14 protein-coding genes, 1 other RNA gene and 1 pseudogene are annotated in these 14978 nt (G+C 41.3%); 10 read left to right on the top strand and 6 right to left on the bottom strand.

Going from position 1 to position 14978, the window contains the following annotated elements:
• Nucleotides 1–20: 20 nt before the first annotated feature.
• From AU387_RS18500 to dhaS, 3 genes are all read right to left on the bottom strand, one after another.
• Complete coding sequence (locus AU387_RS18500; RefSeq protein WP_044155550.1) at nucleotides 21–866, bottom strand: superoxide dismutase; 846 nt, start codon at nucleotides 864–866, stop codon at nucleotides 21–23.
• Nucleotides 856–2754, bottom strand: coding sequence for a terpene cyclase/mutase family protein (locus AU387_RS18495; protein ID WP_059336569.1), 1899 nt, complete (start codon nucleotides 2752–2754; stop codon nucleotides 856–858). Before AU387_RS18495 ends, AU387_RS18500 begins: the two co-directional genes overlap by 11 nt.
• A 98-nt stretch (nucleotides 2755–2852) precedes the next feature.
• On the bottom strand, nucleotides 2853–4340 hold the full coding sequence (gene dhaS / locus AU387_RS18490; protein ID WP_024121723.1) for an aldehyde dehydrogenase DhaS: 1488 nt from the start codon (nucleotides 4338–4340) through the stop codon (nucleotides 2853–2855).
• 228 nt (nucleotides 4341–4568) lie between these two features.
• Here dhaS and AU387_RS18485 point away from each other — a divergent pair, with 228 nt between their 5' ends.
• From AU387_RS18485 to AU387_RS22160, 10 genes and pseudogenes are all read left to right on the top strand, one after another.
• Nucleotides 4569–4772 (top strand): DUF6501 family protein, encoded by a 204-nt coding sequence (locus tag AU387_RS18485; RefSeq protein ID WP_059336568.1) that lies wholly within the window; start codon nucleotides 4569–4571, stop codon nucleotides 4770–4772.
• A gap of 383 nt (nucleotides 4773–5155) precedes the next feature.
• Nucleotides 5156–5500: a PH domain-containing protein gene (locus AU387_RS18480; RefSeq protein WP_059336567.1), complete on the top strand. Its 345-nt coding sequence runs from the start codon at nucleotides 5156–5158 to the stop codon at nucleotides 5498–5500.
• A gap of 121 nt (nucleotides 5501–5621) precedes the next feature.
• Entirely contained in the window at nucleotides 5622–6113 is a 492-nt protein-coding gene (locus tag AU387_RS18475) for a TraR/DksA family transcriptional regulator (RefSeq protein ID WP_059293268.1), read from the top strand.
• Nucleotides 6114–6263: 150 nt separating this feature from the next.
• Nucleotides 6264–6890, top strand: coding sequence for an FMN-dependent NADH-azoreductase AzoJ (gene azoJ, locus AU387_RS18470; protein ID WP_024121718.1), 627 nt, complete (start codon nucleotides 6264–6266; stop codon nucleotides 6888–6890).
• A gap of 230 nt (nucleotides 6891–7120) precedes the next feature.
• Nucleotides 7121–7307: non-coding RNA, 6S RNA (gene ssrS, locus AU387_RS18465), on the top strand.
• 135 nt (nucleotides 7308–7442) lie between these two features.
• Nucleotides 7443–9230, top strand: coding sequence for a DNA helicase RecQ (gene recQ / locus AU387_RS18460; RefSeq protein WP_059336566.1), 1788 nt, complete (start codon nucleotides 7443–7445; stop codon nucleotides 9228–9230).
• Between the two features lie 236 nt (nucleotides 9231–9466).
• Nucleotides 9467–10330: a LysM peptidoglycan-binding and 3D domain-containing protein gene (locus AU387_RS18455; protein WP_059293267.1), complete on the top strand. Its 864-nt coding sequence runs from the start codon at nucleotides 9467–9469 to the stop codon at nucleotides 10328–10330.
• A gap of 584 nt (nucleotides 10331–10914) precedes the next feature.
• Complete coding sequence (locus AU387_RS22170; RefSeq protein WP_059336565.1) at nucleotides 10915–11127, top strand: hypothetical protein; 213 nt, start codon at nucleotides 10915–10917, stop codon at nucleotides 11125–11127.
• 130 nt (nucleotides 11128–11257) lie between these two features.
• The gene (locus AU387_RS22165) at nucleotides 11258–11554 is read left to right on the top strand and encodes a sodium:solute symporter family transporter (RefSeq protein WP_232460809.1); all 297 of its coding nucleotides are present in this window, start codon (nucleotides 11258–11260) and stop codon (nucleotides 11552–11554) included.
• 17 nt (nucleotides 11555–11571) lie between these two features.
• A pseudogene (locus AU387_RS22160) lies at nucleotides 11572–11648 on the top strand (lipoprotein); the annotation flags it as partial.
• 330 nt (nucleotides 11649–11978) lie between these two features.
• On the opposite strand, the gene desR reads toward AU387_RS22160, so the two are convergent.
• The 3 genes from desR to desA form a co-directional block, all read right to left on the bottom strand.
• A complete protein-coding gene (gene desR / locus AU387_RS18440; protein ID WP_044155563.1) occupies nucleotides 11979–12578 on the bottom strand; it encodes a two-component system response regulator DesR in 600 nt (199 codons plus the stop codon).
• 18 nt (nucleotides 12579–12596) lie between these two features.
• Nucleotides 12597–13709: a two-component sensor histidine kinase DesK gene (gene desK, locus AU387_RS18435; RefSeq protein ID WP_044155565.1), complete on the bottom strand. Its 1113-nt coding sequence runs from the start codon at nucleotides 13707–13709 to the stop codon at nucleotides 12597–12599.
• Between the two features lie 119 nt (nucleotides 13710–13828).
• Nucleotides 13829–14887, bottom strand: a complete 1059-nt coding sequence (gene desA, locus AU387_RS18430) for a Delta(5) desaturase DesA (protein ID WP_044155570.1) — start codon at nucleotides 14885–14887, stop codon at nucleotides 13829–13831.
• Nucleotides 14888–14978: the final 91 nt, after the last annotated feature.

Genomic DNA, 14978 nt, shown 5'->3' with positions numbered 1-14978 from the left:
CCCTGGAAAAGGGGGCTTTTTTAATAGAGTTTCCATACAACTTCTTTTGCCTGTTCAAAACGTTTTTCGGCTTCACGCCAATCGACTACATTCCACCAATGATCAACATAGCTCCCGCGGTCATTTTTATATTGCAAATAGTAAGCATGTTCCCATACATCAAGCGGCAAAAGAGGGATAACATCCCACTGGCTGAAGTGCTGGTGCTTCTCTGCGGCTAAAATCTCAAGCCGTCCGGAACGAGGGGACCAGACAAGAATGGCCCACCCGACACCCTCCACTTTTTTTGCAGCTTGGGTAAAATGCTCCTTAAAGGCCGAATAGCTTCCAAATGAAAGATCGATCATTTGAAACAATGCTCCAGTAGGACGTCTTTTTCCATTTGGATGCATAGAAAACCAAAAAATACTGTGCAAATAATGGCCGGCTCCATGAAATGCCAGCTCTCTTTCCCAATGAGTGATCAAGTCATAGTTCTTTGAAGCTCTGGCATTCTTAAGCGCCAATTCTGCTTTATTCAGTCCGTCAACATAGCTTTGATGATGCTTTGTATGATGAAGCACCATAATATCACGTGAAATATAAGGTTCTAAAGCGGAGTACTTGTACGGAAGCTTTGGGAGAACATGTTTTCCTATAGGAACGAAGGCACGTCTTTCACCTGTTTCTTCTGATTGTGTAATATCACGATAGAGTGTGGCGGCCTGCTGATACCACTCTTCTTCTGTCGTCTGGTCATCCTCCAGCGCTTCAATCATCTTTTCGATTTGATCCTCAAATTGATCAAGCTGTCCTCGTTTTTGAATCTGATCTTTTAAGGCTTCACACCAATTGAACATCTCGTTTTGATAAGATTCACGTTTCATTTGCTGTCTCCTTTTCAATAGAATTCAAATACTTGCTGACAGCCAACAAAGGGAACACATAAGGGTAACTATGGTAACGAATATAAAATTGCTTTGGCAGCCCGATACCCACTGGATAAGTCAAGCTTCTACCGTCTTGAGAACTGTTGTCCATGAGGTAGTTCATTCCTTTCACAATTGCTGAATGACTGGGTTTTTCAAATTGTAATAAAGCATCTAAAGCCCATGCAGTTTGTATAATGGTTCCTTCTTTAAGCGGCACATAGGTATTGACCTCCGCGCTTTTGCAGGATTCACCCCAGCTGCCGTCATCATTTTGTACGGTTTTGAGCCACCGGATTGCCTTTTGTATCGAAGGATGTGTTCGAACAACTCCGCAGGCGTGCATACCGGTCAAGGCAGCCCATGTGCCATAAATGTAGCAAACACCCCATCGTCCGTACCAAGATCCATTATGTTCCTGGTTTTCAAAAAGCCAGTTCACAGCACGCTGAATGTGGTGATGTTTTACTGAAAAGCCGGCTTTTTCACCTAAAAAGTGCAGCACCCGCCCGGTAAGGTCGGCGGTTGAGGGATCAACAGCCGCATCCTCGGCGGATTCAAGCGGGAGGTGGCGGATAAGAGGGTGGTTCACATTTTTTTCAAAGGCGGAAAACCCTCCATCATTGTTCTGCATCGATAAAAGCCAAGCCACACCTCGCTCCCAAGAAGAAGGAGAGAAGTTGCGGGGAATTGCTTTTAAGACGGCTGCGGTGTCGTCACAATCAGGGTTATTCGTGTTGATATTTGAAAATCCCCAGCCGCCTGGAGATACATTTGGATTTTTGACAGACCAATCTGCTATCTTGGTATGCTGCCGCTTTTGTAAAAACGAAGCGGCTTTTGTCATTGTACCGTCTGTTTCGGCAACGCCGTTTTGCTGAAGCGCATAGGTGATTAATGCAGTATCCCAAACAGTGGATGTGGAATTTTCTAAGTAAGGAATGCCGCCGCATTCAGCCACCAATGCTTTGATGCCATTTATTGCCCTTCGGATGACCGGTGAATGGCGTGACACACCAAGTGACAGAAGGCTGTATACCATAAATATTGTGGCGCTTGCATAACTGTACAGTGTGCCGTCTTCTTCAATCCGGTCAAGCATATACGTTTTAGCTGTGTGTAAGCCCAGTTTCTGAAGAGCAAAGGGTGCACGAAAAATGCGCTTCCAATGAGTCAGAACAGAAGAGAGGTCTCTCTCCTCGAAAGCATCGGAACGGAGCCAAGTCAAAGGATTTTTTGTCATGTGCGGGTCGAGGTGGCGGAGAGATTGAATTTTGCGGTTTTTTAGTGTGAATCGCTGATTGAGTGTTACGGCCATCGGGGCAAAGTGTATACGGGCATATGTGCTGAACTGATAAAAATGAACCGGGAATGTTGGGGGAATTGCTAAAAGCGACAATGGCAAATATAAAGCGGGCCAAGGGTAAAGGCCATTTGCTGCAAGCATCCATTTTGTCATAAAATGAATATTTCTCAAGCCGCCATGTGAAGCAATGAATTGTTCAGCTTTTTTCATGTGCGGATCAGTTCGATGGTAGCATCCTGAAGCCAGCATTCCGACATATCCTTGGACGGTAGCTGTTATATTGCCGCCTGTTTCGTCAGGAAAATTGTTAAACGTTCCGTCTGGCTGCTGATTTTCGCGAATGCCGGCTGCGAGTGCCGAAATGAGTTCTTTTTCATTTTCACCTTCATCAAGTGAGCTGAGGAGCAGAATAAAAAAAGAATTCGTCATGATTGGCCCTTCAAAGCAAAATGTCCAAGAACCGTCATCATTTTGCCTATCTTTCAGCTCTGAAATGGTGTTTTGCTGATAACGCCTCACCTTCTCCTGAAGTGTGCTCATCCCGCTCAACTCCTTCAGAAGATATATATTCATCTGCTTTTGCCGCCATTACTGAAAGAAAAAAACTGCTGGCTGGCAGCAGTTTTTTTAAAAACCTTTTAGTCCTCAAGATTAATCCAGACACTCTTGACTTCTGTGTAGTTATCTAGAGCATATGAGCCCATTTCTCTTCCGAGTCCGGATTGTTTATAACCGCCGAATGGGGAAGCTGCGTCAAACACATTATAGCAGTTTACCCAGACAGTGCCGGCTTGAAGACGATCTGCGATATAATGGGCTTGTTTTACATTCTCGGTCCATAGTCCGGCAGCAAGTCCGTATTCAGAATGGTTAGCTCGTTCAATGACTTCATCCACTGTTTCATATGGTATGGCCGTCAGGACTGGTCCGAAAATTTCTTCTTTAGCGATGGTCATATCGTCTTCCACATTCGCAAACACAGTCGGCGCGACAAAGTATCCTTCTTCATAAGGGCAACTTCCGCCAGTGACAGCTTTAGCTCCTTCATCTTTCCCTTTTTGAATATAAGAAAGAACGCGTTCATGCTGCTCCTTGCTCACGAGCGGGCCGATTTGGGTATCTTTATGAAGTCCGGCTCCTTGGCGGAGTGATTCAGCATAAGACACCATCTCATTGACAACTTCATCATACTGGTCTTTATGAATAAAGACGCGTGAGCCCGCACAGCAGACTTGGCCTTGGTTAAACATGACACCGTTTAAAGCGCCTGGAATGGCTTTTTTCAAATTCGCATCCGGGAGCAGAATATTAGGTGATTTTCCGCCCAGTTCCAGGGTGACCCGCTTAATGCTTTTTGCCGCCGTGCCCATGATTTTCTTTCCGATTTCTGTTGATCCGGTAAAGGCAATTTTATCAACCGCTTCATGGTTGGTAAGTGCTTCTCCCGCATCCTCGCCGAATCCCGGAATGATATTGATGACACCGTCAGGGAAACCGGCTTTATCAATTAACTCAGCCAAATAAAGAGCTGAAAGCGGGGTTTGCTCAGCAGGCTTAAGCACAATGGTACAGCCGGTTGCAAGAGCCGCACCCATTTTCCACATCGCCATAAGAAGCGGGAAATTCCATGGGATGATTTGCCCGACGACGCCAACAGGCTCATGGCGTGTGTAATTAAAATAAGAGCCGGAAACAGGGATTGTCTGCCCTGTTATTTTTGTACACCAGCCGGCGTAATAGCGCATATGCTCAATAGCCAGCGGAATATCTCCATTTGTTGTTTCGTTTATTGGTTTTCCGTTATCAAGGGTTTCAAGCTGAGCAAGCTCAGTTTTATGCTCTTCCATTAAATCTGCCAGCTTATACATCAATCTGCTTCTCGATGCTGGAGACATTGTTCTCCACTCGCCTTGATCAAAGGCTTTGCGGGCAGCTTTAACGGCTTTGTCCACATCCTCTGCCTGGGCTTCATACAGCGTCATTAAGGTTTCGCCTGTCGCCGGGTTGGGCGTGTCAAAGGTTGCCCCTGAGGCACTCGGAACAAACTTTCCATCAATATAAAGCTTCTTTGTTCCCTGTAAAAATGTCTCCAGCCTTTTACTCACTTGCATCGTTAAAGAACTCATTCGTAACAAACCTCCAGTCATTTTTATGGTCTGTTCTGAGATTCTTGGTGATAGTATGGATATTGCTTCATTGAAGAGCAGGAATTAGCTGTGATCGTTACTGCGGAAGTAAGCGTATACAAACATTCTATACTAGAAAACAAGGCAAAATCAATGAATAACCGATATTGCAATTTACAAAAGAAAAAAGCTACAATAGGTTTATAGACAAGTAAAGGAGATTTCATCATGATACATAAAAATTGGCTTCAAAAAGAAACCATTAAAAAAGTAAAGTGTGTTCAGACAAACGCAAAAAAATACATTGTAAATCGCGTATTAACTCCAGGGAAAGAATATGAAGTGAAGAATGAAACAGAGGAATTTCTGTTCGTCGTCGATAATACAAATAAAATCGGCGGTTACTATAAAGAATATTTTGAAGAGGTATAATCACCGATCGAATTCCTGAGGGAGAAGAAACAGAAGATGTCACATTGAAGATACAGATGGTTATGCAAAGAACCGCAGCTAAGCTGCGGTTCTTCTTTGATTCAAAAAGGGAAAATAAAACAGATACACAAAAGAAACGTTAAAAAACTCATTTTTCAAAAAATATTTACGGAAAATGAAACTTTTTTCTCTTTTGGTGCGTACTACATGATGACAACAATTCAAAAGACAAGAAACAAATCAAAAATTTGAAAAATGTAATCTGTTCGTAATGGTTTAAATGTCTTCTATGTCGTATTCTTATATAGGGATAAAGGACTTATTTTATTTAATGTAATCTCGTCATAAGAAAAATAGATAAATGCAGAAAGAGGGGTTCTTCATTGGGTGTTTTTTCTGTTAGCAGATCAACTGACGCAAAGAAGCTTGAAGCTTTGCTCGTTGAAGGGGAAAGAATAGAATCGATTTATAAGCTCCGGGTTGACCAAATTTGCTTTACAAACAAACGTATCATTTTCTTTGATAATAAGGTGTTTTCTAAAAAGAAGGTACGTGTATTTCTTCCATATAAAACGATTGAAAGCTTTGCCATTCAAGAGGCGGGAATGTTTGATCCCGATACTGGACTTTTATTAATGACAAGAAGCAAAACCTTTGAATTAGAATTTGCGAAAGATACCGATTTAAGCGAAGTGCAAGCGGTGCTGACAAAGTATTTATGCAGCTGAATAAACTGACTGAGGCCAGCCGTCTCCAAAGAATGGTTTGGCTTTTTTTGTGCCATAAAAACGCTTTTTTGGTTTGTCAGTATTCAAAACGGGGAACAGAGAAAAAAAGGAGAGGATATACATGGCACTGACTAAAGAACAAACTCAGCATCTCTACCATAAATTGCTTGATATGCAAAAAGAATTGTCTGGCGAAAAAAAGAAAACACAATCAATGACTGAAGAAGTAGGAGAGCTGTCTAATGGGGTCGATAACCATATGGCTGACCACGGAACACTTGTAACAGACCGCATGACAGACCAAACGGTAAAAGAAATAGACCGGGAGCTTTTGGAGGAAGTTAATCATGCTTTACAAAAGATAAAAGACGGAACGTACGGCATTTGTGAAAAAACTGGTCAAGACATTCCATACGAAAGATTAGAAGCTGTTCCGTACGCAAGAATGACAGTGGAAGCCCAAGCTGATATAGAGGATGACTTGGAAACGGATGCTCCGTCATTCGAAAGGGAGTTTCATGAACAGGTCAAAGATCTATCTAATAAAGAAACAATTGATCAAAAAAGCTCTCAAACGTATGAGATTTTAGATCGTGAGCAGGATTCAAACTGAAAATGGCAAGCAAGTACACCGATATGAAGTGTACTTGCTTTTTTTTATGAAAAAATCTCATATTCGAAATAAAGTGATTGACTTTGCATAAAAAAGAAAGTAACATACTATTTGTAAGTTAATATAAAAAGTTTACCGGGAGGAATACAAATGTCTACAGTTTTATTTGTAAAATCAAGTGACCGTACAGCTGAAGAAGGTGTTTCAGTTAAACTATACGAAGCATTTCTAGCTGCATATAAAGAAAACAACCCTAATGATGAAGTGATTGAATTAGATCTTCATAAAGAAAACCTTCCTTACCTTGGAAGAGATATGATTAACGGAACATTTAAAGCAGGTCAAGGTATGGAAATGACTGAGGAAGAGAAAAAACAAGCTGCAACAGCTGACAAATATCTGAACCAATTTGTAAAAGCTGATAAAGTGGTATTCGCATTCCCGCTTTGGAACTTTACAGTGCCAGCAGTGCTTCATACTTATGTGGATTACCTGTCTCGCGCAGGCGTTACATTCAAATACACACAAGAAGGACCAGTTGGTTTAATGGGCGGCAAAAAAGTTGCACTTCTTAACGCGCGCGGCGGCGTTTATTCAGAAGGACCAATGGCTTCACTAGAAATGTCATTAAACTTCATGAAAACAGTTCTTGGTTTCTGGGGTGTTCAAGACTTGCACACAGTTGTCATTGAGGGACATAACGCAGCGCCTGATAAAGCACAAGAAATTGTTGAAAAAGGTTTACAAGAAGCGAAAGAGCTTGCTGTTAAATTTTAATGAATGAAGACTCCTATCCGTGAGATAGGAGTTTTTTTGCGTGTACATATTATATAGAAGAAAGTGATGACTTCTTGCCGTTAAAAAGCGCCGTTTTTTATTGTAATATATTTTTTGTTTGTCGAATCATTAGATATATTAACGAAAAAACAGTTTTATGGACGGAAAAAAGTTTTTCTGAACAATTGATCTGCCCCTTGATAAAATATGTCCGATGGTGTACTATATAAAAGAAGCTACTTTGTACGTATTGTTAATTAAGTTTTAACCTTTAAGCTGTAATAGGGAGTTTTATATCGAAGCCGGAATGTCATGCCTCCATTGTAGAGGACGACAGGAACGTTTCTGCAAACACCCACTTTGAGGAGTGGTGGTTTAAAACTTTCTTACTTGCATACGGCAAGATGTAGCGAAAGCCATTTCCTTTATGGAAATGGCTTTTTATTTTATCTGAAAAAGTATCGAAAATTCAATTTCTATTTGAGAAGAAATGCAGGGTTATTTTTTGTGATATGATGGGAGAAATTGAAGGAAAAGCGAGGGTTACACGTTATGTTACATAAAGCCCAATCTCTTTTGGCGCATTATTTCGGTTATGAAAAGCTGCGCAGAGGGCAGGAGGAAGCCATCCGTTCGGTGACAGAAGCGAGACAAAACACGGCCTGCATCATGCCGACAGGCGGGGGGAAATCAATTTGCTATCAAATTCCGGCATTGATACTTGAAGGAACAACTATTGTCATTTCACCGTTAATTTCCTTAATGAAGGATCAGGTTGATGCTCTTGAAGAAGCGGGAATCAGAGCTGCTTACATCAACAGCACGCAAACCAATCAAGAGATATATGAAAGGCTGAACGGGCTGAAAGAAGGAGCTTATAAGCTTTTTTACATTACACCAGAGCGGTTAACGTCAACAGAATTTATTCGTATTTTGCAAAGCATTGACGTTCCTCTAGTAGCAATAGATGAAGCACACTGTATTTCTCAATGGGGCCATGATTTCAGGCCAAGCTACAGAAACATTGAAATTCTGTTTCGTGAGTTAAATGACAAACCCGTCATTATGGCATTAACGGCAACAGCAACACCTGAGGTGCATGATGATATATGCAGCCAGCTGCATATTCAAAAAGAAAACACGGTGTATACCGGTTTCTCCCGTGACAATCTGACTTTAAAAGTTGCAAAGGGGGAAAACAAAGATCGTTTTATTGAAGAGTATGTAAAAAGAAACAAACATGAAGCAGGCATTGTCTATACGGCGACAAGAAAAGAAGCAGATCGGATATATGAGCGATTAAAACGAAATCAGATCAGCGCAGGGCGGTATCACGGGGGCTTACAGGACGAAGTCAGAAAAGAACAGCAGGAAAGGTTTCTGAACGATGAGCTGCAGGTCATGGTTGCCACATCTGCTTTCGGCATGGGCATCGATAAATCAAATATCAGGTTTGTTCTTCATGCACAAATCCCGAAAGATATGGAAAGCTACTATCAGGAGGCGGGACGAGCTGGCAGGGATGGCCTCGACAGTGAATGTGTGCTTTTATTTTCTCCGCAGGATATTATGGTGCAGCGCTTTTTAATCGAGCAATCGGAAAATGAAGAGAAGCAAAAGCAGGACTTGAAAAAACTGCGGCAAATGGTTGACTACTGCCATACGGAAGATTGTTTGCAGCGATTTATTCTGATGTATTTCGGAGAAAAGGAAGCTGAAGCCTGCGGACAGTGCGGAAACTGCACAGATACAAGAACAGCCCATGACGTGACGAGAGAAGCACAAATGGTCTTATCGTGTATCATTCGCATGAATGAACGTTTTGGGAAGACGATGGTTGCTCAGGTGCTCGCTGGATCAAAAAATAAAAAAGTGCTCGAAAACGGTTTTAGCAGCCTTTCAACATACGGAATATTAAAGCACCAATCAGTTGGTGAAATCAGCGACTTCATTGAATTTCTGATTGCTGACGAATTTATTAGGATGTCAGATGGAACATTTCCGACTCTTTTTGTAAGCGGAAAAGGGAGAAATGTGCTGAGAGGCGAATTATCAGTAGCGAGAAAAGAATCATTAAAAGCAGAAGCCATTACAGAAAATGACGCGCTGTTTGAACGGCTGCGCACCTTACGCAAGCAAATTGCAGCAGAGCAGGGCGTTCCGCCTTTTGTCGTTTTTTCTGATCAGACGCTTAAAGATATGTCTGGAAAACAGCCTGTAAATGATGAGGAACTTTTGTCTGTAAAAGGAGTCGGAGAACAAAAAAGAGCAAAATATGGCCGGCTTTTTTTAGAAGAAATACAAGCTTATGTACAGGTGACAGACTCAAAAAAAGCATAAATCAACCTTTTTTTCTTTGAAAAACACATTTTCTTTTCTTTTTTTTGACTCGAACTTAAAAGACTTGAAAAGCCTATTATATCAAGGGTTCAGTAAGACTTTCCAACAGAGAGAAATCCTTCATGTAAAGGAACTGTAATCTAAATCATATCTTTTTGTTATTGATTTGACATTTACATGTGTTACGATATCACCTGTTAGCCGCCAATAAAAAGCTAACAAGGGAGGATTTACTTATGAAGAAGACGATTATGTCCTTTGTAGCAGTTGCAGCACTTTCAACAACTGCATTCGGAGCTCACGCTTCTGCAAAAGAAATCACGGTGCAAAAGGGTGATACGCTCTGGGGGATCTCTCAGAAAAACGGAGTGAACCTAAAGGACCTAAAAGAATGGAACAAGTTAACTTCTGATACAATCATTACGGGAGAAAAACTGACCATTTCTTCAGAAGAAACAACCACTTCTGGGCAATATACAATTAAAGCGGGAGATACGCTTTCTAAGATTGCTCAAAAATTCGGTACGACAGTTAACAACCTGAAAGTTTGGAATAACTTAAGCTCTGACATGATCTATGCTGGATCTGCACTTTCAGTAAAAGGTCAGGCAACAGCAGCAAACACAGTGACTGAGAATGCGCAAACAAGCGCACCTCAAACTGAAACAAAACAAGAGGCTGTGCAAAAAGAGCAACCTAAACAAGAAGCTGTTCAACAGCAACCAAAACAAGAAACAAAGGCTGCAGCAGAAACTTCTGTTAAAACAGAAGAAAAGGCTGTTGAATCTAATACAAATCAACAAGAAGCGGCAAAAGAACTAACTGTTACTGCTACTGCTTACTCTGCTAACGACGGCGGCATTTCCGGCGTTACAGCAACAGGCATCGACTTAAACAAGAACCCGAATGCTAAAGTTATTGCGGTTGATCCAAACGTGATTCCGCTAGGTTCTAAAGTCTATGTTGAAGGTTATGGAGAAGCAACAGCAGCAGACACTGGCGGCGCAATAAAAGGAAATAAAATTGACGTATTTGTACCAAACAAAAGTGATGCACATAATTGGGGCGTCAGAACAGTAAGTGTAAAAGTGTTAAATTAATAGAATAGATGAAGTTAAAGGACATGTAGCTCTAAGCTCGTGTCCTTTTTTTGTTTTTTAGAGACGTAAAACATAATATGCTGATAAAAGAAAAATTGTGCTCCTTCTGATTTCGATGAATAGAAGGTAAACGCTCCTGTCATCTACTGTCTTTGCAGAAGGTGTTGCTGGTTTTTGCTATGATTATTGTATCGTTCATACTCTAACCTTATTTCTTAGGGGAGGAGCCTCACTGTTTTATATATTGAAAGCTCTCTTTTATAACGAATTTATCAACTGAGCTGATGGCCGGGTTAAATGGACAAAGCTACGCGGGCTCTATGACAGCATGTCTTGGGAAGCAAGTGCGCCGCCCGCGTTACTTAAAAACAGGAGTCATGGCGATACCTGATTTTTTGGAGCAGCGATTTGATCATAGGTTATGCTGTTTCATTCCAGCAACAATCTGTATTCAAGGCTCTTGTCTTCCGCTTTACGGAGACGCTTGGCATCAGCACGTTCATGAGGTTTAGCTGATTTCCTTCATTATTGCGTAACGACTGCCTACATTTTTTGCGGGCTGATCGCAGCTGCTTTTAGCAGATGTGATATACGGAAGTGATTTAATTTTAGACGATTTTTTTATTGTGGTTCTCGGCGTTCTTGCAGTCGAAGATGGCAGCTTTGAGAGCGGAATTGCAAGACTGACTGCATTACATAAAATCGATATTCGTAATTCGGCAGATGTATCCTGGCCGACGATTTTAACAGGTTTATTAGTTGAATCACCTGTATTTATGAACATGCAATTTGTTTAGCGTGCGTTAGGCGCTAAACATTCAGATGAAGGACAGGGGCTTTTTTAGCAGGTTTTTAAACTGATTGAAGTGTTTTATAAAGTAGTTCCGGGAGTGACTGCCTTTTCATTTGTATGGCTTCGGAATAGAGATGCTGCCGCTGTATACCCTCGAGATCGTCGACTTATTGCCAACGTCGCTTAATGGTATTTTTGCCGCTATTTTATTCAGGGTGATTTTAAGCTCTTTCAGTGGGGCTGTAAACAGTACAGTTACCTTGTTTACATTAAATATATACAAGCCAATGTTCAAGCCAGATGATGGTGAAGGTGAAATTGTCAAATCAGGGCGCATTTTTGTTCAAGCCCTCGGGATTGTATCCATGTCATCGCACCATTTGTTTTATACGCGTCATAGAGCTATACAGCTATCATCAAGAGGTGGATGATATGCCAATGAACAATGAACGGCGAAAATGACGCCTTGGTTTATCAAAGAAAACACCAGACTATGAAGAAGTGAAGGGGCAAGAAACTAAATAGAGGAGTAGATCATGTGTTTACTCCTCTTTTGTTCTGTCTATGAAAGATTCGTGTGATATGCCTTCCAGTATACAATCTTCAAGAGATGATCAGGTTCTTTAATGTCCTCGTGGTTTCTTTACGAAAAGAGTACCGGCATTTGCTGCGGTTCCTAAATTGAATACAAGCCTGATTATGACCCGCAGGTTGATATTACACCATGGAAGCACGTCAAGATGGCGTCATGTGATGTGTTATTTTCATTCTTGGAGCGGCAACATATCTCCTGTTCCAGCGTGGGGAGTAGCAGATGAACAAAAGAGGATCTTGGACATATGCCAAGATCCTCTTTTACTTAAACCACCCTTTTTCCTTTGAACGCGTAATGGCTTCTATACGGTTTTTCACTTCAAGCTTTTCTAGAATCATAGAGATATAATTTCGCACCGTCCCGCTTTTAATGCTGAGTTCTTGGGCGATTTCTTTTGTGTTTTTTCCGTCAGCCACAAGTTCGAGCACTTCTTTTTCTCTATCTGTGAGAGGGTTGGCCTCGCTATACATATCCTCCATCAGCTCAGGTGCGTAGATACGCTTTCCGTTCATGACGCTTCGGATGGCGCTCGCGAGCTCTTCACTCGGACTGTCCTTCAACAAATAGCCTTTAACGCCGGCTTTAATGGCTCTCTGAAAGTAGCCGGGGCGGGCAAAAGTGGTTAAGATAATAATTTTGCAATCTGTATCCTTTAATTCCTCAGCAGCTTCAAGCCCCGTCTTTCCGGGCATTTCAATGTCCATAATGCATACATCGGGCTGATGTTTTTTTGCGAATTCGACAGCATCCTGTCCGGTTGTTCCTTTGCCGACAACTTTCATATCGTCTTCTAAGTTTAATAGTGACCCTAAAGCGCCCAGCAGCATTTGCTGATCTTCCGCAATAAATATACTAATCATGTAAGCCATCCTTTTTGTTTATTTTGAGTTATTAGGAATTGTCATGGTAAGCTTGGTTCCGTTTTTGGTGTCGATGTGAAGGCTCCCGTTTGCAAATTCAAGACGCTCTCTCATACCGAGTAAGCCATGTCCTTTTGAAAAGCACGTGTCTCTTCCTTGAAATGTTCCATCGTCAGACACTGTAATAACAACTTCCTTCCAGAGCTCCTGAATATCAACTCGGCATGTTTTAGCCTGACTGTGTTTGACAACATTTGTGACAGCTTCCTTTAAGCACATGCTCAAAATGTTTTCATTAAGCAATGAGATATTTTCGGGCATTTTCTCATCTTCGTAGATAAATGTAATGTCAGCTGCTTCGAGAATTTGTTTGATGTTTATGATTTCATCCTTGAGCCGGATGCCCTTCATAGAGGATACGATTTTTCTTACTTCATTTAAAGAAGTTCTAGCTGTTTGCTGAACACTTTTCAGCTCACGTGTTGCTTGTTCAGGATCTTTGTATATTAATTTTCTCGCCAAGTCGCTTTTTAAACCAATAAGAGAAAGCTTTTGACCAAGCGTATCGTGGAGATCGCGGGCAATTCGCTGCCTTTCTTCTAATTTTACCAAATCGGCAATCCGTTCATTTGCAAATTCAAGTTTTTCTTCCAGCCGTTCGCGCTCCTTACGGCTTCTGATACTGAACGGCAATAAAATTGCACTGATGAGGGTAATGACTACAAAAGGAATTTGTGTCAGAAAGAATTCCTTTTTTAACACAAGACTGAAATTCGCTGCGACGGCTGCGCTTATTAAATGTACGTAATATAAAATGTGGAAAGGGACGCGTTCTTTTATGTTTCCAATAAAATACGCGATAAAAAAAGCAAAATAAATATAACTGAACAGCGTAATGGAGGCTGTTGAAATGCCGATTAGCAGAAACGCCCACAAATAAATGGCCCAGCCTTTTGAGACAAAAGCAAATCGATAAACTGAAAAAAATAAAAGCGTCAAAATAATTCCGACGATAATAACAACTGTAGAAGTTGATTTAAATATAAAGTAGAAGGGCAGGATGAAAAATATCGTCCATATATAAGGCGTGATCCCGCTTAGTTTTTGAAATGTAAAATGCTTTTTGATCATGATATAACCTCATTTTCAGCTTTTCATCTTAAATGTAACTTTACCATTGTGAAAGCCAGATTGCACCACCGAACAATAAAAAGGAAGCCTTCTTGTTGTATAAGAAGACCTCCTAATTGTCAGGCGTTCTTCCGCAGCTTCTGTTTTTCTGTTGAATCAGGCGGAAGGCGGAAAGATATTTGTTTGATATCCCGAAATGACACAAATTGTTTTTTGTCTTCATCCCAAAGCCGGAATGCGAGTGATTGCAGGCTTGTTTTTAAGGTGATTGTCGGTACGTTTTTTAATGGTTCGTGATGTTCATGAGCAACTTCAAGCTTATAGTTGGGCACCTTTGGGCTCAAATGGTGAACGTGGTGGTAACCGATATTGCCTGTCAGCCATTGAAGGAGTTTCGGGAGTTTATAAAATGAACTGCCTTCCACAGCGGCCTGAACGTAGCTCCAGTTTTCATCTGCTTCAAAATAAGAGTCTTCAAATGTATGCTGTACATAAAACAGCCACACGCCGATTGAACCTGAGATCAGAAAGATAGGGCCTTGCACCAGCAAAAACGATTGCCAGCCAAAGATCAGGCAGCAAACAGCAGCCAATGACACAATTGCCAGGTTTGTAAGGTACGTGTTCACACGCTCCTTACGTCTTGCGCCTTTTTTGTTAAAACGGTTGGTGATCAGAAAAACATAAATTGGTCCGAGAATAAACATGATAAACGGATTTCTATAAAGTCTGTATGCAAGTTTTGTGCGTCTAGGTGCGGCTTTATATTCGTTTACCGTTAACAGCCAGATGTCGCCTGTTCCGCGTTTATCCAGGTTGCTGCTGGTCGCGTGATGAATCGAATGGCTGTGCTGCCATTGAAGGTAAGGGAATAAAGTCAGAACACCTGTCAAAAAACCGAGAATATGGTTATAGCGCTTTTGTTTGAAAAATGATTGATGGCAGCAGTCATGAAAGATAATGAAAATTCTGGTTAAAAACCCTGCGGCAATCACTGTTAAAGCTAAAGTAAGAAGATAGGAGACATTGAGGCTGAAATAAGCAAGAAACCACAGTCCGAAGAAAGGAATAAACGTGTTTAAAAGCTGAATCAGACTGTTTTTTGTTTCTGGCTGAGCAAAAGCAGCGACTTGCTTTGTCAGCAGTTTTTGTTTATGGGCAATGGTTTTTTCAGTCATAGTAAGTATCCTCTCATTGTGTGTCTCGGTTAAGTATACGCTAATGAGAGGAGTCATTTGTAGTAGCACACATCATGCATCATACATGACA

Origin of the sequence: Bacillus halotolerans (assembly GCF_001517105.1) — a bacterium.
GTDB lineage: Bacteria > Bacillota > Bacilli > Bacillales > Bacillaceae > Bacillus > Bacillus halotolerans.
This window is presented reverse-complemented; position numbering and strand designations above follow the sequence as displayed.

Bases quoted from the DNA above. Each gene is read 5' to 3' on its own strand.
- recQ (WP_059336566.1), top strand. From the start codon at position 7,443: ATGTTACATAAAGCCCAATCTCTTTTGGCGCATTATTTCGGTTATGAA.
- AU387_RS22165 (WP_232460809.1), top strand. From the start codon at position 11,258: ATGCTGCCGCTGTATACCCTCGAGATCGTCGACTTATTGCCAACGTCG.
- desR (WP_044155563.1), bottom strand. From the start codon at position 12,578: ATGATTAGTATATTTATTGCGGAAGATCAGCAAATGCTGCTGGGCGCT.
- desA (WP_044155570.1), bottom strand. From the start codon at position 14,887: ATGACTGAAAAAACCATTGCCCATAAACAAAAACTGCTGACAAAGCAA.
- AU387_RS18455 (WP_059293267.1), top strand. From the start codon at position 9,467: ATGAAGAAGACGATTATGTCCTTTGTAGCAGTTGCAGCACTTTCAACA.
- AU387_RS18485 (WP_059336568.1), top strand. From the start codon at position 4,569: ATGATACATAAAAATTGGCTTCAAAAAGAAACCATTAAAAAAGTAAAG.
- desK (WP_044155565.1), bottom strand. From the start codon at position 13,709: ATGATCAAAAAGCATTTTACATTTCAAAAACTAAGCGGGATCACGCCT.
- AU387_RS18475 (WP_059293268.1), top strand. From the start codon at position 5,622: ATGGCACTGACTAAAGAACAAACTCAGCATCTCTACCATAAATTGCTT.
- azoJ (WP_024121718.1), top strand. From the start codon at position 6,264: ATGTCTACAGTTTTATTTGTAAAATCAAGTGACCGTACAGCTGAAGAA.
- dhaS (WP_024121723.1), bottom strand. From the start codon at position 4,340: ATGAGTTCTTTAACGATGCAAGTGAGTAAAAGGCTGGAGACATTTTTA.
- AU387_RS18500 (WP_044155550.1), bottom strand. From the start codon at position 866: ATGAAACGTGAATCTTATCAAAACGAGATGTTCAATTGGTGTGAAGCC.
- AU387_RS18495 (WP_059336569.1), bottom strand. From the start codon at position 2,754: ATGAGCACACTTCAGGAGAAGGTGAGGCGTTATCAGCAAAACACCATT.